This window comes from Brevundimonas vancanneytii (assembly GCF_901421975.1).
GTDB classification, from domain to species: Bacteria; Pseudomonadota; Alphaproteobacteria; order Caulobacterales; family Caulobacteraceae; genus Brevundimonas; species Brevundimonas diminuta.
Window position 1 is genome coordinate 3,009,729 of record NZ_LR588407.1, and the last position, 23,176, is coordinate 3,032,904.

Annotated in this window: 24 protein-coding genes; 10 read left to right on the top strand and 14 right to left on the bottom strand. The window is 69.0% G+C overall.

What is annotated here, in order from left to right:
• Nucleotides 1–13: 13 nt before the first annotated feature.
• Nucleotides 14–1,387 (top strand): metallophosphoesterase, encoded by a 1,374-nt coding sequence (locus tag FGL25_RS14900; RefSeq protein ID WP_138142134.1) that lies wholly within the window; start codon nucleotides 14–16, stop codon nucleotides 1,385–1,387.
• A 4-nt stretch (nucleotides 1,388–1,391) separates the two neighbouring features.
• Here FGL25_RS14900 and FGL25_RS14905 read toward each other — a convergent pair whose 3' ends face one another.
• From FGL25_RS14905 to chpT, 3 genes are all read right to left on the bottom strand, one after another.
• Nucleotides 1,392–2,207, bottom strand: coding sequence for a CheR family methyltransferase (locus tag FGL25_RS14905; protein ID WP_046653087.1), 816 nt, complete (start codon nucleotides 2,205–2,207; stop codon nucleotides 1,392–1,394).
• Complete coding sequence (locus FGL25_RS14910; RefSeq protein WP_003166687.1) at nucleotides 2,204–2,587, bottom strand: response regulator; 384 nt, start codon at nucleotides 2,585–2,587, stop codon at nucleotides 2,204–2,206. The genes FGL25_RS14905 and FGL25_RS14910 overlap by 4 nt, the downstream gene beginning before the upstream one ends.
• Nucleotides 2,588–2,649: 62 nt before the next feature.
• A complete protein-coding gene (gene chpT / locus FGL25_RS14915) occupies nucleotides 2,650–3,363 on the bottom strand; it encodes a histidine phosphotransferase ChpT (protein WP_252970210.1) in 714 nt (237 codons plus the stop codon).
• A 99-nt stretch (nucleotides 3,364–3,462) separates the two neighbouring features.
• Between chpT and cysQ the strand changes: the two genes are divergently transcribed.
• Nucleotides 3,463–4,260, top strand: a complete 798-nt coding sequence (gene cysQ / locus FGL25_RS14920) for a 3'(2'),5'-bisphosphate nucleotidase CysQ (protein ID WP_138142136.1) — start codon at nucleotides 3,463–3,465, stop codon at nucleotides 4,258–4,260.
• Nucleotides 4,261–4,266: 6 nt separating this feature from the next.
• On the opposite strand, the gene FGL25_RS14925 is transcribed toward cysQ, so the two are convergent.
• From FGL25_RS14925 to map, 5 genes are all read right to left on the bottom strand, one after another.
• Entirely contained in the window at nucleotides 4,267–5,160 is an 894-nt protein-coding gene (locus FGL25_RS14925; RefSeq protein WP_003166684.1) for a hypothetical protein, read from the bottom strand.
• A 4-nt stretch (nucleotides 5,161–5,164) separates the two neighbouring features.
• A complete protein-coding gene (locus FGL25_RS14930) occupies nucleotides 5,165–5,407 on the bottom strand; it encodes a BolA/IbaG family iron-sulfur metabolism protein (RefSeq protein WP_003166683.1) in 243 nt (80 codons plus the stop codon).
• 81 nt (nucleotides 5,408–5,488) lie between these two features.
• Nucleotides 5,489–6,007: a GNAT family N-acetyltransferase gene (locus FGL25_RS14935; RefSeq protein WP_138142137.1), complete on the bottom strand. Its 519-nt coding sequence runs from the start codon at nucleotides 6,005–6,007 to the stop codon at nucleotides 5,489–5,491.
• The gene (radC, locus tag FGL25_RS14940) at nucleotides 6,004–6,735 is read right to left on the bottom strand and encodes a RadC family protein (RefSeq protein ID WP_046653079.1); all 732 of its coding nucleotides are present in this window, start codon (nucleotides 6,733–6,735) and stop codon (nucleotides 6,004–6,006) included. The genes FGL25_RS14935 and radC overlap by 4 nt, the downstream gene beginning before the upstream one ends.
• A gap of 26 nt (nucleotides 6,736–6,761) precedes the next feature.
• A complete protein-coding gene (gene map, locus FGL25_RS14945) occupies nucleotides 6,762–7,583 on the bottom strand; it encodes a type I methionyl aminopeptidase (protein WP_003166680.1) in 822 nt (273 codons plus the stop codon).
• A 151-nt stretch (nucleotides 7,584–7,734) separates the two neighbouring features.
• On the opposite strand from map, the gene FGL25_RS14950 reads away from it, so the two are divergent.
• Together FGL25_RS14950 and FGL25_RS14955 are read left to right on the top strand one after the other, a co-directional pair.
• Nucleotides 7,735–8,505, top strand: a complete 771-nt coding sequence (locus FGL25_RS14950) for a competence/damage-inducible protein A (RefSeq protein ID WP_138142138.1) — start codon at nucleotides 7,735–7,737, stop codon at nucleotides 8,503–8,505.
• 181 nt (nucleotides 8,506–8,686) lie between these two features.
• Nucleotides 8,687–9,991 carry an OmpP1/FadL family transporter gene (locus tag FGL25_RS14955; protein ID WP_040346492.1) on the top strand — a complete coding sequence of 435 codons (1,305 nt, stop codon included), beginning with the start codon at nucleotides 8,687–8,689 and terminating at the stop codon, nucleotides 9,989–9,991.
• 195 nt (nucleotides 9,992–10,186) lie between these two features.
• Here the strand turns inward: FGL25_RS14955 and FGL25_RS14960 are convergent, their stop codons facing one another.
• The 3 genes from FGL25_RS14960 to FGL25_RS14970 form a co-directional block, all read right to left on the bottom strand.
• Nucleotides 10,187–11,689, bottom strand: coding sequence for a DEAD/DEAH box helicase (locus FGL25_RS14960; RefSeq protein WP_369822421.1), 1,503 nt, complete (start codon nucleotides 11,687–11,689; stop codon nucleotides 10,187–10,189).
• Between the two features lie 278 nt (nucleotides 11,690–11,967).
• On the bottom strand, nucleotides 11,968–12,615 hold the full coding sequence (locus FGL25_RS14965) for a DUF1345 domain-containing protein (RefSeq protein ID WP_046653072.1): 648 nt from the start codon (nucleotides 12,613–12,615) through the stop codon (nucleotides 11,968–11,970).
• A 57-nt stretch (nucleotides 12,616–12,672) separates the two neighbouring features.
• Nucleotides 12,673–13,788 (bottom strand): aromatic ring-hydroxylating oxygenase subunit alpha, encoded by a 1,116-nt coding sequence (locus tag FGL25_RS14970; RefSeq protein ID WP_138142139.1) that lies wholly within the window; start codon nucleotides 13,786–13,788, stop codon nucleotides 12,673–12,675.
• Nucleotides 13,789–13,887: 99 nt separating this feature from the next.
• Between FGL25_RS14970 and FGL25_RS14975 the strand changes: the two genes are divergently transcribed.
• From FGL25_RS14975 to FGL25_RS14985, 3 genes are all read left to right on the top strand, one after another.
• A complete protein-coding gene (locus FGL25_RS14975) occupies nucleotides 13,888–14,832 on the top strand; it encodes an alpha/beta fold hydrolase (protein WP_138142140.1) in 945 nt (314 codons plus the stop codon).
• Complete coding sequence (locus tag FGL25_RS14980; RefSeq protein WP_138142141.1) at nucleotides 14,829–15,449, top strand: class I SAM-dependent methyltransferase; 621 nt, start codon at nucleotides 14,829–14,831, stop codon at nucleotides 15,447–15,449. The genes FGL25_RS14975 and FGL25_RS14980 overlap by 4 nt, the downstream gene beginning before the upstream one ends.
• A gap of 83 nt (nucleotides 15,450–15,532) precedes the next feature.
• A complete protein-coding gene (locus FGL25_RS14985) occupies nucleotides 15,533–17,578 on the top strand; it encodes a transglycosylase domain-containing protein (protein WP_138142142.1) in 2,046 nt (681 codons plus the stop codon).
• 210 nt (nucleotides 17,579–17,788) lie between these two features.
• On the opposite strand, the gene FGL25_RS14990 is transcribed toward FGL25_RS14985, so the two are convergent.
• Together FGL25_RS14990 and FGL25_RS14995 are read right to left on the bottom strand one after the other, a co-directional pair.
• Nucleotides 17,789–18,355, bottom strand: a complete 567-nt coding sequence (locus FGL25_RS14990) for an ActR/PrrA/RegA family redox response regulator transcription factor (protein WP_076224487.1) — start codon at nucleotides 18,353–18,355, stop codon at nucleotides 17,789–17,791.
• Nucleotides 18,356–18,425: 70 nt separating this feature from the next.
• On the bottom strand, nucleotides 18,426–19,937 hold the full coding sequence (locus FGL25_RS14995) for an ActS/PrrB/RegB family redox-sensitive histidine kinase (RefSeq protein ID WP_138142143.1): 1,512 nt from the start codon (nucleotides 19,935–19,937) through the stop codon (nucleotides 18,426–18,428).
• Between the two features lie 89 nt (nucleotides 19,938–20,026).
• Between FGL25_RS14995 and FGL25_RS15000 the strand changes: the two genes are divergently transcribed.
• The 3 genes from FGL25_RS15000 to FGL25_RS15010 all read left to right on the top strand — a co-directional run bounded on the left by FGL25_RS15000 (nucleotide 20,027) and on the right by FGL25_RS15010 (nucleotide 22,704).
• Entirely contained in the window at nucleotides 20,027–20,647 is a 621-nt protein-coding gene (locus FGL25_RS15000; protein ID WP_167493361.1) for an SCO family protein, read from the top strand.
• 97 nt (nucleotides 20,648–20,744) lie between these two features.
• Nucleotides 20,745–22,025: a polyhydroxyalkanoate depolymerase gene (locus tag FGL25_RS15005; protein ID WP_138142144.1), complete on the top strand. Its 1,281-nt coding sequence runs from the start codon at nucleotides 20,745–20,747 to the stop codon at nucleotides 22,023–22,025.
• A complete protein-coding gene (locus FGL25_RS15010; RefSeq protein WP_138142145.1) occupies nucleotides 21,991–22,704 on the top strand; it encodes a M48 family metallopeptidase in 714 nt (237 codons plus the stop codon). The genes FGL25_RS15005 and FGL25_RS15010 overlap by 35 nt, the downstream gene beginning before the upstream one ends.
• A gap of 4 nt (nucleotides 22,705–22,708) precedes the next feature.
• Here the strand turns inward: FGL25_RS15010 and mmcB are convergent, their stop codons facing one another.
• Nucleotides 22,709–23,155 carry a DNA repair putative endonuclease MmcB gene (mmcB, locus tag FGL25_RS15015; protein WP_138142146.1) on the bottom strand — a complete coding sequence of 149 codons (447 nt, stop codon included), beginning with the start codon at nucleotides 23,153–23,155 and terminating at the stop codon, nucleotides 22,709–22,711.
• Between the last annotated feature and the right edge of the window lie 21 nt (nucleotides 23,156–23,176).

Below are 23,176 nucleotides of genomic sequence, written 5' to 3' on the forward strand. Positions count from 1 at the left end.
CGGAGACTTTCAGATGACCTTCGCCTTCCCCTCCCGTCGCCGCTTCCTAAGCGCCGCAGCCGCCCTGCCGCTGATCGGCGGCGCCCTGCCCGCCCTCGGCCAGCCTCGCGAGGGAGCCGTCGTCGGCCGCGTCCTGGCCATGTCCGACCTGCACTCCGCCTATGAGCGCAGCGCCCAGCTGCTGGCCGCCCTGCGCGCCGAGGTCCGCAGCCGGCCGGTTCCGCATCTGATCGCGATCGACGGCGACATCTTCGAGCACGGCAACGTCGTCTCGGTGCGCTCCGAAGGCGCGATCGACTGGGCCTTCCTGGCCGCCCTGCCCGCCATCGCCCCGACGGTGGTCAATCTGGGCAACCACGACAACGACCTGACGCCGGACCTGCATGAGGTGGTCGCGCGCATGCGCGGCCTGGGGATCACCGTCATCAGCAACATCATCGACGCCCGAACCGGTCAGCCCTATGCGCCGGCGGCGACCGAACTGGCCTTCGGCGAGCGACGGCTGCGCATCATCGGCTTCGGCACGAACGCGCTGAACACCTATCCCAAGGCCAGCCGCGACTGGCTGTCGATCCCCGAGCCGAGCGAATGGGCGAACGCTCAGCTGCCGACCCTGACGGACGACGTGGACCTGACCCTGGTGATGAGCCACGCCGGGGTGGCGGGCGATCGTGGGATGCTGTCCGCCCTGCCCGACGGCGCCCTGATGATCGGCGGGCACAACCACCTGCTGTTCCAGGAGAAGCTGGGGCGCGGCCTCTACGCCCACACCGGATCGTGGAGCAACGCCTATACGGCGGCCGACTATCTCAGCGACGGAAGCGTCCGGGCGCAGTCGCGCACCGTCGCCCTGGACGGCCCCGCCGACCCGGCCCTGGCCGTCCTGATCCGCACGACGCTGGACCGGCATCTGACCGATCAGGAGCGCGCCGTCCTCGGGATCAGTTCGACCTCCCTGTCGCTGGGCGACACCGGCCGCGCCGTGGCCGCAACCTTCGCCCGCTTCGCCGGGGCCCAGGCGGGCTTCATCGGCCACACCACCCTGGGCACGGGCCTGGCCGCCGGTCCGGTCAGCCGCTACGCCTTCGACGCCGTGGTGCGCTTCGACGGCAAGCTGATGGCCGCCGAGGTTCCGGCCGCGCGCCTGGCCGAACTGACCGCCCTGGCCAATCAGGACCGGGTCATGCCCTTCGCACGCCGCACCGGCGACTTCGTCTATGGCGCGGTCGAAGGCGGCGAACAACGCGAGACGGTCCGCATCGTCACCACCGACTGGTGCGCCCTGAACCAGCATGAGTATTTCGGCGTCACGGACCTGGCCTTCGCCGAGGTTCCCGGCCCCGGCGTAAAGGCCGTCGCCGCCCAGGGCCTGCTGTCAGTCGCCTGACGGTTCAGGCGGCGCGGCGCGCGGCGGCCGCGCTTTTCACATAGAGGCCCTTGCGCCCGGCCACCGGGCGGAAGGCCACGCTGTCGCCGTCCGGCCGTTCGTCGTGGCCCAGGAACAGGCAGCCGTCGTCAACCATCCGCCGCTCCAGCCCGTCCAGCACCCGGGCGCGACGCTCCGGCGCCATGTCGCCCAGGACGTTGCGGCAGAAGACCACATCGAACCGACCCTCATCCGTCGGCTCGTCCAGCAGGTTGGCGCGCGTGAAGGCGATGGCGGCGCGCAGTTCGGGGCGCGCCCGCCACTGGTCGTCGACCTGTTCGAACCAGCGCAGCATGGCGCGCGCCGACAGGCCGCGCTGAATCTCGAACGAGGTGTAGAGGCCCGACATGGCCTTCTCGATCGCCTGACGCGACAGGTCCGTGGCCTCTATCTCGACCTGAGCCCCCGCCTCCAGGGCGGCGATGGCCAGGGAATAGGCCTCCTGCCCGGTCGAGGCGCCGGCGCACCAGATGCGCACCCGACCGCCCGGCCGCGCCGCCGTCAGGGCGGGCAGCAGTTCGCGCTCCATCACCTCAAAGGCCGCGCGGTCGCGCCGGAACCAGGTCTCGCCGTTCAGCAGGGCCTCGATCACGCTCCAGCCCAGGGAGGCGACCGGGCGGCTCCACAGGCTGGTCAGCATGGCCTCGACGTTGTGATAGCCCTCGCGCCGCGCCACAGGCCCCAGCCGGTGCTCGGCCAGCTGCATCCGGTCTCGGGTCAGCCGGAAGCCGGCGCGGGACGCCAGCAGGGTCTGAAGACGATCGAAATCCTCCGGCGTCATGACGGCGACTGCACCACTCCCACTTCGGCGAGCTTGGCTTGCAGGATCTCGCCGTCGAAAGGCTTCATAACATATTCGTCGGCCCCTGCGGACAGGGCTTCGGCGATTCGATCGGCCCGCGTCTCGACCGAGCAGAACAGAACCTTGGGCGCGCGCCCCTCCGGCAGATCGCGCAGACGACGCAGGAAGGCCAGGCCGTCCATCACCGGCATCTGCCAGTCCAGCAGCACCACCTGCGGCATGGCGGCCTGGCAATAGTCCAGCGCCTCGGCGCCGTCGGCCGCCTCGGCCACGTCGAAGGACAGATCCTCCAGGATGCGGCGCGCCACCTTGCGGATGATGCGGCTGTCATCAACGATCAGACAGGTTCTGGGGTCCACTGGGTCATTTCCCGTTTCGCGCGAGATCGAAATCACGCTCTCGCCATAGTCGTTCAGGCGGGTTAACGGAGCGTTGGATCGACGAACGCGGTTTGCTCATTAGCGCCCGGCAGACGCGCCATCAAGGCCACGCGGCCCTCTTCGGTCGCCAGGTCCAGCCGTCCGCCCGCCTCGCGCGCCGTCAGCCACAGCCAATAGGGCTGGATCCACTGGCCCGCCAGACCCTCGGTCAGCCGCTCGCCCTTTAGGCCGACCACGGCCTCGGGCTTGAGCCGGGCGCGCGCGCCCTCGGCCGAACCGACCAGGAACAGTTGGTCCCCTTCGCGGCGGACCGTCACCACCGCCGCCCCGCCTATCGGCAGGGCCGAAACGGTCAGATAGGCCAGGTTGATCAGGGCGCGAGCCTGAATCTTGGTGAAGGTTTCCTCGCCGACGCGCCAGTCCAGCGTGGCGCGCCCGCCGTCGGTCAGGCCCGCGACCAGGCCGTGCAGTTCGGCGCCGGAGAACTGTTCGCTGCTGGTCGCCGCGCCGAAGGCCACGCGCGCGAAATGCACCAGGGCCACCATCTTGGCCGCGCTCTGACGGATCAGGCCCAAGGCGTCGTCGCGCATGTCCTGAGCGCTGGGGTCGTCCAGCAGGTCCAGACCCGACATCACCGCGCCCGCCGGGCTGATGAAGTCGTGGCACAGCTTGGCGGCGATGAAGGCGGCCAGTTCGGCGCCTTCCACAGGCAAATCGGCGGCGGATAGGGAGGCGGGGTCGTCGGAAACGGTCATGATGCCAAGGCGCGGCGCGCAGGTTTTCAAAAAGGTTAAGGCCAAGGTGGCCTGATTTGCCGGTTCGTTAAACCGGCCGCATGGTCTATCGAGCGCTTCATGATCGTCTCCGCCTACGCCGACCTCGAAACCGACCTCGCCTCCGGCCGCCTGGCCGAGGTCATCGCCGACATCGCCGAGGAGGCCGCCCGCCTGATCCTGCCCTACTGGCGGGCCGACACGGCCGTGGAGACCAAGGCCGACGCCAGCCCCGTCACCGAGGCCGACCGCGCCGCCGAGGCCCTGATCCTGAGCCGCCTGGCCGAACACTGGCCCCAGGTCGAGGCCGTGGCCGAAGAGGCGGTCGCCGCCGACGGCGCCCCGCCGTCGGTCGGCGCATGGTTCTGGCTGATCGACCCGCTGGACGGCACCAAGGGCTTTGTGCAGGGGCGCGAGAGCTATTCGGTCAACATCGCCCTGATCCGCGACGACGCGCCCGTAGCCGGCGTGGTGACGGCTCCGGCCCTGGGGATCAGCTGGCGCTCGGCTGCGCCGGGCCAGGGGGCCCTTCGCCGCGCCTTCGGCGAGCCGTGGCGCCCGATCCGGGTGCGCGAACGCCCGGCCGACGCCGTCGCCCTGGTCAGCCACAGCATCAGCGAAGACGACGCCCGACGCCTGGCCGCCCGCAACGGCTGCATCCAGTGGCAGGGCATGGATTCCTCGCTGAAATTCTGCCTGATCGCCGAGGGCCGCTTCGACGCCTATCCGCGCACCGGCCCGACCAGCGAATGGGACACCGCCGCCGGCCAGGCCGTGCTGGAGGCGGCTGGCGGCCGCGTCCTGGCCGAGGACGGCCGTCCCCTGGCCTATGGCAAGCCCAGCTTCCTCAACGGCCCCTTCTCCGCCATCGGCGCCTGAGGGCGGTCAGGCCGAAGCGTCCACCCGCGCCATCTCGATCTGGGCCGAGAGGCCGGCGGGCAGGTCGCGCTCGGGCACGCTCGCCAGTTCCTCCAGATGCGCCCGGTCCCTGGGCCGGACCAGCACGCTGGCCACCGCCGGGTCCGCCAGGGCGTAGGCCAGGCAGATGGCCTCGCCGGTCCAGCCCGGCGTCCGGTGCAGGAAGGCGAAGGAGCCCGGCCGCTCCAGATCGGCCTCGCCGCGCCTCGCGCCCCAGGCGCCGAACAGGCCCCGCTTCTTCGGCCCGCCCGCATCAGCCGCGCGGCGCTCGGTCGCCAGACTGTCGGGGAAGTAGTCGTCGGCGAACAGGCTCATCTCTCGATCGCGCGCGGCCCTCATGCGCGAGCGCACCTGCCAGGGCACATTCACGTGGAAGGGCGTGAACAGGACGTCGAAGGCCCCGGTCGAGACATAGAGATCCGTCACCGGCTCGTCGCCCGACACCCCCAGCATCCGCACATATTCGGCCTTCCGCATCGCCTTCAGGGCGGTCAGGGAGGTCTGCGGCAGCTCATTCTCGGCCGGGCGCTCCAGCACCGCCATGTCGAACCAGCCCAGGCCCGAGGCGTGCAGCCCCTGTTCGATCGAACGCCCCAGGGCCATCGCCGAGAAATCCCGGTCGGCCCCCAGGCTGACGCTGACCCACACCAACCGCCGCTCGACATGGCCCAAGGCCTCGCCGACGGACTGCAGCAACGTCGGGTCCAGCCGCTCCAGATGATAGGCGTTCACCCCCGCCTCCAGCCCCGCGAACACCAGGTCGCGGACAGCGTTCGGCCCGCGCGCCGTCGCCTCGGCACCCAGGCTGAGCGTCAGGCTGGAGACCGCGGCCCCTGTGGCGCCGAAGGGGCGATAGCGCACGGGATCAGCCGGCCTCGACCGGCGCCGAGGTCTCCAGCGCCAGGGCGTGCAGTTCGCCGCCCATCTTGCCCTTGAGCGCGGCGTAGACGGTCTGGTGCTGGCGCACGCGGTTCATGCCGCGAAAGACCTCGGACACGATGCGGGCGCGATAGTGGTCGCCGTCGCCCGCCAGATCCTCAATGGCGATGTCCGCGTCGGGGAAGGCCTCGACCAGATGGGCGCGAAGGTCGTCGACGGACATGGGCATCACAGAACTCCTAGAAGGCAGAAGGCCGTCTCAGGGCCTGAATTGTAAAGCTTATCGCCCCGCGTCCCTTCTGTCAGCCGGTCATCCGACGCGGGGACGCTCATACAGGTCGACGGTCGACCCCTTGTAGTCGGCGCGGGCGTAGGGGCGATAGCCCACCCGTTCGGCCAGACGCACCGAAGGCGCGTTCTCGGGCGAGATCATGCAGACCGTGCGCGGCTCCAGCCGATAGGCGTCGGTCCAGGCCAGGGCCGCCTCCAGCGCCTCGCGCGCCAGGCCCGCGCCTTGAAAGGCCGGCGCCACGCCCCAGCCCAGCTCCGGCGCGTCGAAGGGCGGGTCGATCTCGCGGCGGTAGTCGAGCACCCCGACGCTGCCGACATAGGCGCCCGTCGTCGTCTCGCGGATCGACCAGTTGCCGTAGCCCTTGGCCTGCCAGTGGCCGATGTCGCGCAGCAGGCGGAACCAGACCTCCTCCTCCGACAGACCGCGCCCCATGATGTGGCGGGTGAACTCGGCGTCGGCCCACAGGGCGGTCAGGTCGTCCATGTCGCCGACGGCGACAGGCGTCAGCGTCAGGCGCGCGGTCGAAAGAACAGTCACATCAATCCCAGTTGCTTGAAGCTGGCCACGCCTTCGCGGCCGACAATGAGGTGGTCGTGAACCTGGACCGACAGGGCGCGCGCCGCCTCGACCACCTGCTTGGTCATGTCGATGTCGGCCCGGCTGGGCGTCGGATCGCCCGAGGGATGGTTGTGGACGATGATCATGGCGCTGGCCGACAGCTCCAGCGCCCGGCGCACCACTTCGCGCGGATAGACGGGGGCATGATCAACCGTGCCCCGGTTCTGGATCTCGTCGAGGATCAACTGGTTCTTCTTGTCGAGATAGAGGACGCGGAACTGCTCGCGCGGCTCGTGTTGCAACGACAGGCGCACATAGGCCAGCAGGGCCGTCCACGACGAGATGACGGTGCGCTTGTTCGCCTCTTCCTTGGCCACCCGGCGCGAGACTTCATGCAGGGCGGCCAGGTCCAGCGCCGTCTCGGCGCCCACCCCCTTGGGCCGCCCGCGCGAATCCTCGGCCCTGACCGTCATCAGATCCTCGACCGAGGCCGCCAGCACCGCCGCCAGCGACCCGAACCGCGCAAGCAGGGCCTTGGCCACCGGCTTGACGTCGCCCTGCGGCTGGCTGCGGAACAGGAACAGCTCCAGCAGCTCATAGTCCGGCAGATGATGGAGGCCCGCCGTGCGCGCGCGTTCGCGCAGCCGCTCGCGATGCCCGGCGTGGTGCGGCTTGGCCTTCGGTTGTTCCGGCGGTTGATCCAGCATCAGCCTCCCCCAAGGGGGAGACTAACTCAGAATTTCGGGCGGAACAGGCCCTTCGGCGAGGCGGTGAAGATTTCCAGCCCGTCCTCGGTCACGCCGATCGAATGTTCGCACTGCGACGACAGCGACTTGTCGCGGGTCACGGCGGTCCAGCCGTCCGACAGCACCTTCACCGCGGGCTTGCCCAGGTTCACCATCGGCTCGACCGTGAAGAACATGCCCGGCTTCAGCACCGCGCCCTCGCCGCGACGGCCGTAGTGCAGTACGTTGGGGCTGTCGTGGAAGACCCGGCCGATGCCGTGGCCGCAGAAGTCGCGCACCACGCTCATGCGCTGGGCCTCGACGAATTTCTGAATGGCGAAGCCGATGTCGCCGAAGGTGTTCCCCGGCTTGATCTGGGCCAGGCCCAGGTCCAGCGAGTCATAGGTGACGTCGATCAGCTTCTTGGCGCGGGCGTTGATCTCGCCGACCGGATACATGCGGCTGCTATCGCCATGCCAACCGTCGACGATGACCGTATGGTCGATGTTGACGATGTCGCCTTCCTTCAGAACCTTGTCGCCCGGAATGCCGTGGCAGACGACGTGGTTGATCGAGGTGCAGACCGTCTTGGTGTAACCCTTGTAGCCCAGGCAGGCGGGGACGCCGCCGTTGTCCAGGGTGAACTCGCGCACCAGGTCGTCCAACTCGCCCGTGGTGACGCCCGGCTTCACATGCTCGCCGATCATGTCCAGCGCCTCGGCGACCAGACGGCCGGCCTTGCGCATGCCCTCGAACCCTTCCGCGTCATAGATGCGGATTTCGTGGCTGCGGACGAAGACGTCGGTTTCCAGGTCGGGGGTCTCGTACATGCTCGGCTTTCGGGGAGGCGCGCGCTCCGCAAGGGCGCGGAACGGGCGAAGAGGCTGCTTTGAGGACTTCAGATGGTCAGACTAGCACAAAACCTCAAGCCCGTCAGGGTTCGCCGCTGACGCAGGGCCGCGCCCATCCTATCTACGAGCCATGCCCCAGATCGCCCCCTCCCCCACCGCCGCCGTCCTGATCATCGGCGACGAAATCCTGTCGGGCCGCACGCGCGACACCAATCTGAACACCCTGGCCCGGTTTCTGGCGCCGCTGGGCGTCGATCTGATGGAGGCGCGGGTGGTCGGCGACCGTCAGGATCAGATCGTCGGGGCCCTGAACGCCCTGCGTGCAGCCCACGACTATGTCTTCACCACCGGCGGCATCGGCCCGACCCATGACGACATCACCGCCGATGCAGTCGGCGCCGCCTTCGGCGTTCCGGTCAGCGAACACCCCGAAGCGCTCGCCATCCTCGCGCGCCGCTATGCGCCGGGCGAGTTCAACGCCGCGCGGCGCCGCATGGCCCGCGTGCCCGACGGCGGCGTGCTGATCGCCAACCCGGTCAGCGGCGCGCCGGGCTTTCAGGTCGAAAACGTCTTCGTCATGGCCGGCGTGCCCAAGATCATGGAGGCCATGCTGGACGACGTGGCGCCGCGCCTGAAGACGGGCGTCCCGGTCCATAGCCGTTCGTTGCGCGTCGCCGGCGTCGGCGAAGGCGCGGTGGCCGACATCCTGCGCGCCGCGGCCGAGGCGCGGCCGCACCTGTCCTTCGGCTCCTACCCCTTCGGATTCAGCGTCGATCAGACGCCTGGCCAGGTCGGAACCCACCTGGTGATCCGGGGACGGGATTCGGCCGAAGTTAACGCAGCGGAACACGATCTTGTTGCAAACCTACGCTCTGCAGGCATCGAAATTGCCGCTACGTAACCTCACCAAGGTGTGAAATTGTGCGATTTTTGCGCCACTCTTTCGCCGAGAAGCGGTCCGACACCGGCCTTGGACGCAACGCTTTCATGACACGGACGCTGTGATGAGTAGCGTGGCGGCTCTCCCCGAACCAAGGCCGTCCGCTTTTCCAATGGCCGGCCCACGACATAGGTGAAGCGTAATGACCCCCAGGAATATGGCCCGCCTCGGCGGCCTGGCACTGACCACCGCCCTGATGACGGGCGTCGCCGCCCCGGCCTTCGCCGGCTCCTTCTATCTGCAGGAACAGTCCGTGCGCGGCGCTGGACGCGCCTTCTCGGGCGAAGCCGCCGATCGCGGCGTCGGCTCGATGTGGTGGAACCCCGCCTCCATCGCCCGCAGCGGCCGCGAAGTCTCCGTCGGACTGCACGCCATCCGCATCGATTCCGAAGTGAAGAACGCCGGCTCCTACCTGACCTATCCGGGCGGCGTGGACGCGCCGGTGCGCAACCCGCGCAACACCGAAGTCGATCCGATCGAAAGCGGCCTGGTGCCGAACTTCGCCTTCGCCACGCCGATCGGCGACCGCTTCGCCGTCGGCGTCTCGGTGGCCGCCCCCTACAACTTCACCACCAAGTACGAACAGGGCTCCTTCGCCCGTTATGACGCCCTGACGTCGGAGCTGCGCTCGGGCGACGCCAGCCTGACCGTGGCCTATCAAGTCAACGACTGGCTGGACGTCGGCGCCGGGCTGAACGCCCAGTTCGTCAAGGCCAAGCTGACCTCGGCCATGCCGAACCTGTCCCCGCTGCTGCCCGACGGCTCCAACAGCCTGGAAGGCGACGGATGGGACTTCGGCTGGAACGTCGGCGCCCAGGTGCACAAGGGGCCTTGGGACTTCGGTCTCAGCTACCGCTCCAAGATCGAGCACGAACTGGAAGGCGACGTAACCGTGGCCGGCCTGCTGGGTCCGCTGGCGGGCGCCAACGTCTCGACCGGCGGCAAGGCCAGCTTCAACACCCCGTGGTTCGCCTCGGCCTCGGTCCGCTACGCCGTCAACGACAAGCTGACCCTGAACGCCCAGGTCAATCGCATCGGCTGGTCCGAGTTCGACGCCATCACCGTCGAATACACGGGCGGCGGCGACGTCATCCATCAGAACTACAAGGACGTGACCACCGGCGCCATCGGCCTGGACTACGCCCTCAGCGACAAGACCACGCTGCGCGCCGGCGTCGGCTATGACCCGACCCCGACCCGCGACAGCCTGCGCACGGCCCGCATCCCCGACGCCGACCGCTGGCTGTTCTCGGTCGGCGGCTCGACCGAAGTGACCGAAGGCGTCACCTTCGACGCCGGTCTGACCTACATCGCCTTCAGCGACTCGACCATCCACGACGACCGCACCTTCTACGCCGGCACCCCGGCGGCCGTGACCTCGCACCTGCGCGGCGAGGCCGAAGGCTCGGCCCTGGTCGCCTCGATCGGCGCGCGCTGGGCCTTCTGATCCCGGCCTGACGGCGGACAAGGAAACGGCGGCTCCCGCAAAGGAGCCGCCGTTTTTATGTCCTCCCCATGTCATGGGGAGGTGGATCGGTCGCGCAGCGAACGAGACGGAGGGGCTGCCTGGTTCCGCAGACGGTCAAGCCCCTCCACCACTTCGTGGTCCCCCTCCCCCTATCATGGGGAGGAAATCTCGACCTCAGCCCTGGGCGGCGTGGCCCTTGCCGCCGTTCGACGGGCGACGACGACGCGGGCGGCGCTGCAGTTCGCCGACCGGCTTGGGCTCGGCCGCAGGCGTCGCGCGCGCGGCCGAACGGGCGCGGTCGCCCGCCATCGGATCATAGGCCGCCGCCGGACGCTCGGCCGCAGGCGCGCCGTTGCGGCCGCGACGCTGACGGTGCGGCTGACCGCCGCCCTCCAGCTTGACGCCCTCGCGGTGCGGATTGCGACCGCCGCGACCACGGCCGCCCCGGCCTTCGCCCTGCGGCTTGCCTTCACGCTCGGGCAGGGTCGCCTTCTTGGCCACGCCCGCCGACATGATGGAGGCGTCCAGCTGGGCCAGCGCCTTGTCGTTGCGGCGGTCGATCGCGGGGATCTTCTGGCGCGTGACCTTCTCGATGTCCTTCAGCAGCTTCATCTCGTCGCCGGCGACAAAGCTGATGGCGGTGCCGTCCTTGCCCGCGCGGGCCGTGCGGCCGATGCGGTGGACATAGGCTTCCGGCACATAGGGCAGCTCGAAGTTCACCACGTGGGTGACCTTGTCCACGTCGATGCCGCGCGCGGCGATGTCGGTGGCGACCAGGACGCGCAACTTGCCGTTCTTGAACGCCTCAAGCGCGCGCTCGCGTTGCGGCTGGCTCTTGTTGCCGTGGATGGCGCCGGCCTCGACGCCGCCCGCTTCCAGATAGGCCGCGACCTTGTCGGCGCCGTGCTTGGTCTTGGTGAAGACCAGGCAGCGCGTATAGGCCGGGTCGGAGAACAGTTCGGTCAGCAGGGCGCGCTTCTTGCCCTGCTCGACCCAGATCACCGACTGCTTGATGCGCTCGACCGTGGTGGCCTGCGGCGTGACCTGGACCTTGACCGGATCCTTCAGCAGCTCGCCGGCCAGCTTGCCGATCTCCGACGGCATGGTGGCCGAGAAGAACAGGTTCTGACGCTTGGCCGGGATGCGGCTGACGATCTGGCGGATCGGCTTGATGAAGCCCAGGTCCAGCATCTGATCGGCTTCGTCCAGAACGAAGATCTCGCAGGTCGACAGGTCCAGAGTCTTTTGCTGGATGTGGTCCAGCAGGCGGCCGGGCGCGGCCACCAGAACGTCCAGACCCTGCTGCAGGGCGCGTTCCTGGGCGCCGTATTTCACGCCGCCGAAGATGACCGCCACGCGGAAGCCCAGGTGGGCGCCGTACTGTTTGAAGCTGTCGCCGATCTGAGTGGCCAGCTCGCGCGTCGGGCTCAGGATCAGGGCGCGCGTGGTGCGCGGGCGCGGCGCCACGCGGTTCTCGGCCAGGCGATGCAGGATCGGCAGGGCGAAGGCCGCCGTCTTGCCGGTGCCCGTCTGGGCGATGCCCAGCAGATCCTTGCCCTTCATCACGTCGGGGATGGCCTTGGCCTGGATCGGCGTCGGCTTCTCATAGCCGGTCGCAGCCAGGGCGGTCAGGAGAGCCTTGTTCAGGCCCATGGATTCAAAGGTAATTTCGCTCACGTCTATCTTTCACGAACGACGACGGGCGCAGCCGGACAGGCCGGTTTCACAAAGGGCGCACGTCGCCTGCCCGAAGCTCGGGCGGGGAACGGGCGCCGCCCCGCGTGTATGGACGACGTATGAAATCGAATGATCCGGCCGCTCGACAGACAGGCCTTCCGGGGAGGGAAGCCCAACACGCGCTGGAACGCGCCGGTCATCGCATTGTGCGATGCAGCGCAGATGGGCCTCAATAGCGGCCAAGTCAAGGCGCCCGGCTGGAATGGGCGTGCGAAAGCCTAGAGCAGGCTCACGGCCATATTCACCGCCAGGGCCAGGATCACCGTGTTGAAGACGAAGGCGATCAGGCTGTGCACGGTGGCGATCCGGCGCAGTTTACGGCTGCTGATCTGGATGTCGGCCGTCTGGTTGGCCACGCCGATGATCAGGGAGAAATGCAGGAAGTCGCCGTAGTCCGCCTCTTCTTCGCCGGGAAAGATCAGCCCGCGCCGATCGCCGCCGCCGTGGGCGGGCGCATAGAATTCATGAGCGTAGTGCAGGGCGAACAGGACGTGGGTGAACAGCCAGGAGGCGGCGATGGTGCCGATGGAGAACAACGCCTCGCCCAGGCTCGGCTTTCCGCCGTCCGCCGTCTCCATGACGATCACGAAAACGCTGGCCGCCGCCGCCAGCAAACTGAGCGGCAGGACGGCGCCGCCCGCCTGATCCAGGTCCGCCGCTCGCTTGCGGATAGCCGCCGTCGTGCGATGGCGATACAGGCGGATGAAGGTGAGCGTCAGGAAGATGCAGACGCTGGCGTCCCAGGCGGCGGCGATCCGCATCGGCCAGTCCCACGCGGCAGGCGTTAAAATCACCGCGACCGCCAGGACGGCGAGCCCCAGCCACAGGGCGAAATGCAGACGGAAGATGCGCGCGATCCGCTTCATGGCCGCATGATTACGCTGTTCCGCGCCGACGACCAGAGCCCCCGCCCGCCCTGACCGTCAGCTCTTCCAGCGCAGCACCGTCTCCTTGATTGGATTGACGAAGGCGCGGCCCTCGGCGCGGCTCTTCAGCCATTCGCGCTTCAGCTGCTGGTACCATTTCGCCTGTTTGTCGGCGTCGTCGATCCAGATCAGGGCCGGGTCGTATTTCAGCCCCTCGTTCTGCAGGTTCACCATGCCGCCGTCCTGCTTCAGGAAGGCCACGACGCCCATGCGCAGGAAGGGCTTGGCGATGCCGAACACCCAGTGGTCGGACCAGAAGATCTGGGTGATGCGGGTCTTGGTCTCATTCACCGGCGTCAGGCAGGTCAGGGCCAGCACCTGCTTTTCGCCCACCTGGATATGCTCCCAGCGATAGCCCGGCAGGCGGAAGGTGATTTCCGTCGCGGGCGCCCCGCCCAGCACCTTGTACAGGCGGCTGTTCGACGACGGCGCGTGACGCACTATGGCCCAGCCGAAGTCGACCGGGGCGAAGGTCTTGGCCTTCTCGTGCATCGAATGTTCGGAACGCCACCACCACTGCTGGTGGACATAGGGGCCGTGGGCGGGGTCCATCAGGCCGACGACGGCGTGGTCGATATGGCTGTCGAAATCCATCCACTCGACCAAACGCGGCTGGCCGACGGCGCCGGGGAACTGCGGCGGTTCCTGATCCGGCTCGGACGGGTTGCGGGCGTCGGCCGCCATCCAGACGAAGACCATGCCCTGGCTCTCGCGCACCGGATAGGCGCGGACCTTGATGCGCTCAGCCTCGAACGCCTGATCCTCGACCAGGGACGGAATGGCCGCGCACACCCCGTCGGGCCGGAAGCGCCAGCCGTGATAGGGGCATTCGATCGTCTCGCCCTCGCCGGGCTTTTCGACCAGCCGCCCGGCCGACAGCGGCGCCGCGCGATGGGGGCAGATGTCGCGCATGCCATAGACCTCGCCCGCGCGGGTGCGGCCGATCAAGACCGGCTCGCCCATGATCTCATAGCGTTTCAGGCTGGCGACCGGCACGTCGCGCGCCAGGGCGACGAAATACCAGGCGTCGGTGATGAAGCCCTTGCCGAAGGCGGTCGGCGGGGCTTTGGCTTCGGGCGTGGCGGAAGGTGCGGGCGCGGCGTCTGCGATCATGGCCGCCTTGTAGCAGCAGGGACGGGCGGCCGTCCAAAGGCCATTCCCTTCCTCAGCCGATGAATTAATCTGGCGCAAATTCTCTTTGGGAGAGACGCCTTGATCCGCACCGCCTCAGCCGCCTTCATCGCCGCCGCCCTGTTGCTGGCCGCTGCGCCCGCCCTGGCTCAGGACGGTCACGTCAACCATGCGGCCCACGACGCGGCGCACGCCGCCTTCGCCTCCGACCGCCTCAGCGTCCGCGTCGACGGGCCGGAGGGCGCGCCCGATCTGATCCTGATCCCCGGCCTGTCGTCCTCGCCCGACATCTGGCAGGGCGCGGTCGATCACCTGGCCGGGCGCTATCGCGTCCACCGCATCCACGTCGCCGGCTTCGCGGGCGCCGCGCCGCAGGCCAATGCGCAAGGCGATGCGCCCCAGCCGGTCGGCGCCCCCGTGGCCGAGGAAATCGCCCGCTACATCCGCGAACAACATCTGAACAAGCCCGCCGTCGTCGGCCACTCCATGGGCGGCACCATGGGCATGATGCTGGCCGCGCGTCACCCGGACCTGGTCGGCAAGCTGATGGTCGTGGACATGATCCCCTTCATGGGCGCCATGTTCGGCGCGCCCGGCGCAACGGCCGAAAGCGTGACCCCCGTCGCCGATCAAATCTGGGCCGCCCAGTCGGCCAGCCCGCGCGAGGCCTACGTCGCCCAGGCCACCACCGCCATCAACGGGATGATCAATACGGAAAGCCGCCGCGAGGAAGCGCTTGAGGACATGCGCGACAGCGACCAGAAGGTCTCGGCCGCCGCCTTCCGCGAACTGGTCACGACCGACCTGCGCCCCGAACTGGCCAAGATCACCGCCCCGACCGAGGTGCTCTACGTCAAGTTCAACGACGCCCGCATGACCGACGCCGTCACCGACGCCATCTATCAGATGTCCTTCGCAACCCTGCCCGGCGCCAAGCTGAAGCGCATCGACGACAGCGCCCACTTCATCATGTTCGACCAGCCGACGGCCTTCTACGGCGAACTGGACGCCTTCCTGGCCAAATGAGCCACCCAGCTGCGGATCGGATCGTCGGCCTGTATCAGGACAAGGCGGCGGACTGGATTCGCGACCGGGGCGACGCCCTGAGCCGGCACCAAGGCGACTGGGACGAGGCCGCCTGGCTGGATCGCTTCACAGAAGGCTGGCCGCCCGGCGCCCGCATGCTGGACGTCGGCTGCGGCTCGGGCTGGCCGATGGGCGCCGCCCTGCTGGAACGTGGGTTCGAGGTGGTCGGCCTCGACGCCTCGCCCGACCTGATCGCCCATGCGCGCGAGACCCTGCCCGGCGGCGACTGGCGCATCGGCGACATGCGCGACGGCCTGCCAGAGGGGGCCTTTCACGGCGTGCTGGCCTGGCACAGCCTGTTCCATCTGACGCCGGAGGCCCAGACGGCCGTCCTGCCCGCCCTGGCCGCCCGTGTGACGCCCGGCGGACGGCTGATGTTCACCGCCGGCCCCGCCCACGGCGAGGCGATCGGCGAATGGCGCGGCGAGGCGCTCTATCACGGCAGTCTGGACCCCGACGCCTATCGCGCCCTGCTGACCGAGGCCGATCTGACGGTGGAGAACGCTGGCGACAACGGCGTCTGGCTGGCCCGGCGCGCCATTCTTTCGGCGAAATAGGCGCTCACGCTGCCGTGATCGGAAACGGGGGCGTTTTCGTCGGCGATGCGAACGGCTAGGGTTCGCGCCGCTGGCATAGAGGGATGTTCATGGCGCGCAAAGACCGCGGACCCGACAGGAACGATCAGGGCGGAGGAAAACCGCGCCGGACCTTCATGGGCCGCCTCTTCTACTGGGGCGCGGTGCTGGCCGTCTGGGGCCTGATCTTCGCCGTCGTCTTCTTCGCCGTCTTCGCGCGCGACCTGCCGGACACCTCCAGCCTGTATGAGGTCGATCGCCAGCCCTCGATCACCTATCTGGACCGCTCCGGCGCCCTGATCGCGGTGCGCGGCACCCAGATGGCGCCGCCGGTCGATCTGGACGCCCTGCCCGACTACGTCCCCGCCGCCTTTGTGGCCATCGAGGACCGCCGCTTCTATCACCACCCAGGTTTCGACCCGATCGGCATGAGCCGCGCCATGGCCTCGAACCTGAAGGCCGGGCGCGTGGTCCAGGGCGGCTCCACCATCACCCAGCAACTGGCCAAGAACCTGTTCCTGACGCCCGATCAGAACATGAAGCGCAAGGTTCAGGAGCTGATGCTGGCCGTGTGGCTGGAGATGAAGTTCTCCAAAAAGGAGATCCTCGCCCTCTATCTGAACCGCGTCTATTTCGGCGCCGGCGCCTATGGCATCGAATCCGCTTCGCAGCGCTATTTCGACAAGAGCGCCGACAAGCTGACGGTCGGCGAGGCCGCCCTGCTGGCGGGCCTGCTGAAGGCGCCCTCGCGCTATTCGCCGGTATCCGAGAGCGAGCGCGCCGCCACCCGCGCCAACGTCGTGCTGAACGAAATGGTCGAGGTCGGCGCCATCACCCCGGCCCAGCGCGAAGCCGCCGTGGCCGAACCGGTGCGGGTGTCCAAGACCCTGGCCAGCCAGCACGCCCAATACTTCATCGACTGGCTGGACAAGCAGATCCGCGGGCTGGTCGGCGAGCCGACCGAAGACCTCGTGGTCGAGACCACCCTGGACCTGACCTTGCAGACCGACGCCGAGCGCGCCGTGCGCCGCATCCTGGATCGCGACAAGGGCAAGGGCGTCGAACAGGCCGCCCTGGTCGCCCTGGACGGCGACGGCCGGGTGCGCGCCATGATCGGCGGCGCCTCTTACGGCGACAGCCAGTTCAACCGCGCCGTCGATGCGCGTCGCCAGTCCGGCTCGGCCTGGAAACCCTTCGTCTATCTGGCGGCGGTCGAGGCCGGCTATACGCCCGAGACCCCGGTGGTCGACCAGCCCGTGACCATCGGCGGCTGGTCGCCGCGCAACTATTCCGGCCGCTTCTCCGGTCAGATGACCCTGGCCCAGGCCGTGGCCCAGTCGACCAACACCGTCGCCGCCTATGTCGCCGATCAGGTCGGGCGCGACAGCGTGGCCCGCGCCGCACGCCGTCTGGGGATCTCGAGCGAGATCGGCCTGCAGCCGTCCATGGCCCTGGGCGCCGTCGAGGTCAGCCCGCTGGAGATGGCCCAGGCCTATGACGCCTTCGCCAACGGCGGCCGCCGCGTCGACGCCTATGGCATCAGCCGCATCCGCACCCCGTCCGGCCGAGTCATCTACACCCACGGCCCGTCCGAAGGCGGCCAGGCCATCAACAATCCGCCGCTCTACTACATGAACCAGATGCTGCGCGGGGTGATCACCTCGGGCAGCGGCCGCTCGGCCGCCATCGGCGGGCGCGACATCGCAGGCAAGACCGGCACCACTTCGGACTACAAGGACGCCTGGTTCGTCGGCTACACGGGCGGCTTCGTCGCCGCCGTCTGGGTCGGCAAGGACGACAACAAGCCGATGGCCCGCGTCACCGGCGGCTCCTCGCCCGCCGCCATCTGGCGCGGCTTCATGGAGGCGGCCCTGCCCAAGCTGGCGGTTCAGGCCATCCCCAACGGCCCGCCCCTGCCCGAAGGCTGGATCCCGCCCGATCCCGTCGGCGACCTGATGGGTCAGGTCGAGGATCCCTACGCCACGGCCCAGCCCTATGAGGACGCGCCGCCGCCCGTCGTCATCGACGGCCAGGCCCCGCAGCCGCAACAGCCCCCGGCGGCGCGCCCCGCCCCGCCGCAAGAGCGCCAACCGGACGCGCTGTTCTTCTAGAGTCTCCCTTCTCCCCTTGTGGGAGAAGGTGGCCCGCCAGGGCCGGATGAGGGGTTTCTGCACGCTGAGAACAGGCAGACGGATTGAGGACGCAAGACCCCTCATCCGTCAGGCTTCGCCTGCCACCTTCTCCCACAAGGGGAGAAGGACAATAAGGCGCGCGCTCAAGCCGCGAGCGACCGCGCCGCGAGCATAGCGCGCAAAAAAGGCCTATCGCGGCGCGCGCTTGGCCAGGATGCGTTGCAGGGTGCGGCGGTGCATGCCCAGGCGGCGAGCGGTCTCCGACACGTTGTGGTCGCACAGCTCATAGACGCGCTGGATATGCTCCCAGCGCACCCGGTCGGCCGACATCGGGTTTTCCGGCGGCTCCGGCGCCTCGCCGGTCGACAGCAGAGCCTTGACCACGTCGTCGGCGTCGGCGGGTTTCTGCAGATAGTCGACGGCGCCGGCCTTCACCGCCGCGACGGCCGTGGCGATGGCGCCGTAGCCGGTCAGCATGACGATGCGGGCGTCCTCGCGGCGCTCGCGGATCATTTCGACCACCTTCAGGCCGTTGCCGTCCTCCAGGCGCATGTCCAGCACGGCGAAGGCGGGGACCGACTGGCGCAGGGCGTCGTTCGCCTCGGCCACGGAGCCGGCGAGGGCGACGACGAAACCGCGCGATTCCAGCGCCCGACCCAGGCGGGTGCGCAAGGCCTGATCATCGTCCAGCAGCAACAAGGACTTGTCGCTGAGGGCCGCAATCTGTTCCGTGATCTGGGTCTCGAGTTCGGACATGAAATTCTCCTGCGGGTTCAGGTCGTGCGTCAGGGACGCAGGGTCAAGGGCCAAGCTCGCGACTGCGACATCAGGTTCCATCGCCTTCCATGGCCGAGGCGGTGACTTCCAGGGCCTGGCGCGGCCAGCGGACCGAGACGCGGGCGCCCCCCGGTTGACCCTTGGCGGCGTCGCCTGAACCCACCGAAACCTTGGCGCCGGACCGTTCCAGCAGGGTGCGGGCGATGAAGAAGCCCAGGCCCATGCCGCCCTGACTGGGAGCGATGGGGGCGGTGACCGGCGGAGGCGGCGCGCGGCGTTCCCGGCGGGCCGGACGGGTGGCCGAGGCGATCTGGGCGGCCAGGGCGCGGCGGGCCTTGGCCTGAGGACGGCTGGTCACATAGGGCTCGCCCAGACGCGGCAGGATTTCGGAAGCGAAGCCGGGGCCGTCGTCGACGATGTCGATCTCGATCCACCCGGCGTCGACCACCCCGGTCAGCTGGACGCGAGCGGTGGCGAAATCGGCGGCGTTCTCGACCAGGGTGGACAGGCCGTGGACGATCTCGGGCAGGCGACGCAGGCGCGGGGCCTCCTGGCCGAGCGGAATCTTCAGGGCGATGTCGAAATCGAGATCGAAGCCCCGATGCGGTTCCGCCACCTCCTCCAGCAGGGCCTTCAGGCCGATGTCGGCGAACAGAGCGTCGCCTTCCTCAGGCTGGGACGACAGTTGCTTGAGGATGGCGCGGCAGCGTTCCGCCTGTTGCAGGATCAGGGCGGCGTCCTCGGCCGCCGGGCTGCCCGCGGGCGCGTCGCGCAACATCTCCTTGGCGACGACCTGGATGGTGGCCAGGGGCGTGCCCAGCTCATGGGCGGCGGCGGCGGCCAGTCCGCCCAGGGCCGCCAGCCTCTGCTCGCGCTGCAGCACGTCCTGGGTGGTGGCGAGGGCCAGCTCCAGCTTGTCGGCGTCGGCCGCCACCTTCCAGGCGTAGCCGGCCGTGAACAGCACCCCCGTCACCAGGGCCAGCCCCAGCCCCAGGCGATAGAGGCCCGGCAGCTCCAGATGCTCATGCAGCCGCCACGGCAGCGGCAGGGACCAGGAAAACAGGAAGCCCACGGCGATCAGCGCCATGACGCCCAGAATGACGGCCTGACGCGCAGGCAGGGCCGCCGCCGCGATCGTCACCGGCGCGACCAGCAGCAGGCAGAAGGGGTTGGCCAAACCGCCGGTCAGGGCCAACAACGTCGCCAGCTGCAGGATGTCGAAACCCAGCTGGGCGGCGGTTCTCGGCCCGTCGGGCAGGCTGCCGTCGATGCGCCGCGCCCGCGCCATGGTGGCCAGGTTCATCACCACGCCCGCGCCGATCACGGTCAGGCACTCCCACAAGGGCAAGGGGAAGTGCAGGGCGAAATAGGCGGTCAGGATGGCCGAGGTCTGGCCGATCACCGCCAGCCAGCGCAGCACGATCAAGGTGCGCAGCGACAGGCCCCGCCCGCGCCGGGGCAGTTCCGGCAGACCGGCCAGTTCGCCGCCCGCCTGGGCCAGCAGATGCGGCGGGGCGTGGGGATGGGCGTGCGACGGGATGGGGGCTTCTGTACGGCTCACCGCTCTTCTATAGACCGGGCGAAGAGCGGCTGCACGGTTCGCCGTGTCGCGGCCGCCGAAACGACTTCCGTTCCCGATAAGGAGACGCCATGCCCCGCCGTCCCGTGATCCTGTTCGCCGCCGCCTGCGCGGTCATCGCCCTGGCGCTGGGCCTGATCACCATGGTGGTCGTCGGCAGCCGCCAGCAGGCGACCCAGACCACGGACGTCGCGACGGGCCAGCCCCTGGTCGGCGGCGACTTCACCCTGACCAATCAGGACGGCCAGGTCGTCGACCAGACGATCCTGAACGGGAAATGGACCCTGGTCTTCTTCGGCTTCACCTATTGCCCCGACTACTGCCCGACCACCCTGGGCGTGCTGAACGCGGTGCAGGAGCGGATGGGCGACAAGGCCAAGGATCTGCAGATCGTCTTCATCAGCATCGACCCCGAGCGCGACACGCCGCAGATGCTGAAGGACTACCTCTCGTCGGACGGCTTCCCCGACGGCGTCATCGGCCTGACCGGCACGCCGGAACAGGTGGCCAAGGCCGCCAAGGCCTATCGCGCCTTCTATCAGAAGGTCGGCGAGGGCGAGGGCTACACCATGAATCACGGCCTGACCGTCTATCTGATGGGCCCAGACGGAAAGTTCCGCAGCGCGGTCGCCCACGACCTGGGGCCCAGCCGCACCGCCACCCTGATCGAGAATGCGATGGAGAAGGGCTGATCACCTTTCCCTGAACGAAACGCCGCCGGTCTTTTTTGCGGCGCAGCACTCTGTATGATCGGCGTTCCGCATCGGCGGGGGCCGCAGTCGGGGTTTCATGCTCTACGCTTTTCACGAGCTCGCCTATCATTCGGCGACGCCGTTCCGGATCGGGGCCCAAATGGCCCGCCAGTTCTGGACCTCTCCGTTCAATCCGGCGTCGGACACGGCCATCGGCCGCACCGCCTACGCCTCGGCCGAGGTGTTCGAGAGCCTGACCCGCCGGTACGGCAAGCCCGACTGGGGGCTGGAGACGCTTGAGATCGACGGCAAGCCGGTTCGCACCACCGAACAGGTCGTCTGGTCCTCGCCCTGGTGCCGACTGGTGCGGTTCGCCCGCAACATCGGCGACCTGAAGCGCGCGGGCAAACCCGCGGCGGCGCCCGCCGTGGTGATCGTGGCCCCGCTGTCGGGCCACTACGCCACCCTGCTGCGCGGCACGGTCGAGACCTTCCTGCAGGACCACGACGTCTATGTCGCCGACTGGACCAACGCCCGCCAGGTGCCGATGCTGGAAGGTAGGTTCGACTTCAACGACTACATCGACCACGTGCGCGACATGCTGGCGGCGGCGGGGCCGCGCGCCCACGTCGTCGGCGTCTGCCAGCCGGGGCCGCCGGTGCTGGCCGCCTGCGCGGTGATGGCGGCGCAGAACGACCCGAACCGCCCCGCCTCCATGACCTTCATGGGCTCGCCCATCGACGCCCGCCTGTCGCCGACGGTGACGAACCAGCTGGCCGAGGAAAAGCCCTTCACCTGGTTCAAGTCGAACATGATCCACACCGTGCCCTGGCCCTATCCGGGCGTGGGGCGGCGGGTCTATCCGGGCTTCGTCCAGCTCTACAGCTTCATGTCGATGAACGAGGACAAGCACGTCGACGCCCATCGCCGTTATTTCGAGAGCCTGGTCGAAGGCGACGGCGACGGGGTCGAGAAGCACGAGCAGTTCTACGACGAATATCTGTCGGTGCTGGACCTGACCGAGGAGTTCTATCTCCAGACCATCGACATCGTCTTCCAGCAGCATCTGCTGCCCCGCGGCCTGTTGCAGCATCGCGGCGAGACGGTCGATCTGACGGCGATCACGGACATCGGCCTGGCCACCATCGAGGGCGAGATGGACGACATCTCCGGCGTCGGCCAGACCCAGGCGGCGCACGGCCTGACGCCCAACATTCCCGACGATCGTCGCCTGCTCTACGTGCAGCCCAAGGTCGGCCACTACGGCGTCTTCAACGGCCGCCGTTTCCGCGAGGAGATCTATCCCCGCGTGCGCGACTTCATCGCCCAGAACGAAGCCCTCAGTGTCGTACCGGAACGGTCAGCGTCTGCCGCTTGAGGGCGGCGGCGCCCTGAGGCTGTCGGTCAATCCGCGCGCGCGTCGGCTGTCGATCCGCATCGACGCCCGCGCCGGCGAAGCCGTGGCCGTAGCGCCCAGCGAGCGACGCCTGGGCGAGGTGGTGGCCTTCGCCAGCACCAAGGCCGGATGGATCGCCGAGCGACTGGCCGCGCGCGTTGACGCCCAGCCGTTCGAGCCGGGCGCGGTCGTGACCTGGCAGGGTCGCCCGGTGCGCCTAGAAGCCGGCGGGGGCGCAGGAGCGGCCCGCCTGATCGACACGCCGGAGGGACCGGTGCTGCGCTCGGGCGGCGAGGGCGAGGCCTTCTCGCGCCGCATCGAGAACTGGTTCCGCCGCGCCGCGCGCGACTTCCTGGTCGAGCGAACCGACGTCCATCTGAAGACCCTGGGCCAGAAGCCGGTGAAGGTGTCCATCGTCGACACCCGCTCGCGCTGGGGCTCATGCAGCCCGCACAACCGCTCGATCCGCTATTCCTGGCGCGTCATCATGGCCCCGCCCGCCGTCGCCGACTACCTGGCCGCGCACGAGGTCGCCCACCTGGTCCACGCCGACCACAGCCCCGCTTATTGGGCCGTGGTCGCCCGCCTGGTCGGAGATCACCGCCCGCACCGCCGCTGGCTGCGCGATCACGGCGCAGCCCTGCACGCGGTGGGCGGATAGGGCTTCAGTCCCGCATCGTCCTGAGCGCGCCCAGGCGGGCGAAGGCCAGGGTCAGGGCCTTGCGGCGCGCGGGCGCCAGGGGCGTCGCCGGCGCGTCGCGCACCACCGCCCCGCCGAAGCCGTCGGCCACGATCAGGCCCGGCTCGTCCGGCAGCACGCCTTCGGGGAACTCCGGCGCGACGGCGAAGTAGAAGGCGTCGCAGAAGGGGCCGTACTCCTGCCATTTGCGATCGACGCGGTAGTCGTCGATCCCCGACTTCACCTCGCAGATGACGAGGTCGCCCTTGGGCCCCAGGGCCATGACGTCGGCGCGCCGCCCATTGGGCAAACAGACCTCCAGCAGGGGCGCATAACCCATGTCCAGCATCAGCCGCGCCGCCCCCCGCGTGACGGACAAGGTCGTTTCGGGGCGGCTGAAGACCAGTTCGAGGTGAAGCGCGGCGGCGGGCATTCGCCTTTATGTTCCGCCTAT

Bases quoted from the DNA above. Each gene is read 5' to 3' on its own strand.
- FGL25_RS14900 (WP_138142134.1), top strand. From the start codon at position 14: ATGACCTTCGCCTTCCCCTCCCGTCGCCGCTTCCTAAGCGCCGCAGCC.
- FGL25_RS14905 (WP_046653087.1), bottom strand. From the start codon at position 2,207: ATGACGCCGGAGGATTTCGATCGTCTTCAGACCCTGCTGGCGTCCCGC.
- chpT (WP_252970210.1), bottom strand. From the start codon at position 3,363: ATGACCGTTTCCGACGACCCCGCCTCCCTATCCGCCGCCGATTTGCCT.
- cysQ (WP_138142136.1), top strand. From the start codon at position 3,463: ATGATCGTCTCCGCCTACGCCGACCTCGAAACCGACCTCGCCTCCGGC.
- FGL25_RS14930 (WP_003166683.1), bottom strand. From the start codon at position 5,407: ATGCCCATGTCCGTCGACGACCTTCGCGCCCATCTGGTCGAGGCCTTC.
- radC (WP_046653079.1), bottom strand. From the start codon at position 6,735: ATGCTGGATCAACCGCCGGAACAACCGAAGGCCAAGCCGCACCACGCC.
- map (WP_003166680.1), bottom strand. From the start codon at position 7,583: ATGTACGAGACCCCCGACCTGGAAACCGACGTCTTCGTCCGCAGCCAC.
- FGL25_RS14950 (WP_138142138.1), top strand. From the start codon at position 7,735: ATGCCCCAGATCGCCCCCTCCCCCACCGCCGCCGTCCTGATCATCGGC.
- FGL25_RS14955 (WP_040346492.1), top strand. From the start codon at position 8,687: ATGACCCCCAGGAATATGGCCCGCCTCGGCGGCCTGGCACTGACCACC.
- FGL25_RS14965 (WP_046653072.1), bottom strand. From the start codon at position 12,615: ATGAAGCGGATCGCGCGCATCTTCCGTCTGCATTTCGCCCTGTGGCTG.
- FGL25_RS14970 (WP_138142139.1), bottom strand. From the start codon at position 13,788: ATGATCGCAGACGCCGCGCCCGCACCTTCCGCCACGCCCGAAGCCAAA.
- FGL25_RS14980 (WP_138142141.1), top strand. From the start codon at position 14,829: ATGAGCCACCCAGCTGCGGATCGGATCGTCGGCCTGTATCAGGACAAG.
- FGL25_RS14985 (WP_138142142.1), top strand. From the start codon at position 15,533: ATGTTCATGGCGCGCAAAGACCGCGGACCCGACAGGAACGATCAGGGC.
- FGL25_RS14990 (WP_076224487.1), bottom strand. From the start codon at position 18,355: ATGTCCGAACTCGAGACCCAGATCACGGAACAGATTGCGGCCCTCAGC.
- FGL25_RS15000 (WP_167493361.1), top strand. From the start codon at position 20,027: ATGCCCCGCCGTCCCGTGATCCTGTTCGCCGCCGCCTGCGCGGTCATC.
- FGL25_RS15005 (WP_138142144.1), top strand. From the start codon at position 20,745: ATGCTCTACGCTTTTCACGAGCTCGCCTATCATTCGGCGACGCCGTTC.
- mmcB (WP_138142146.1), bottom strand. From the start codon at position 23,155: ATGCCCGCCGCCGCGCTTCACCTCGAACTGGTCTTCAGCCGCCCCGAA.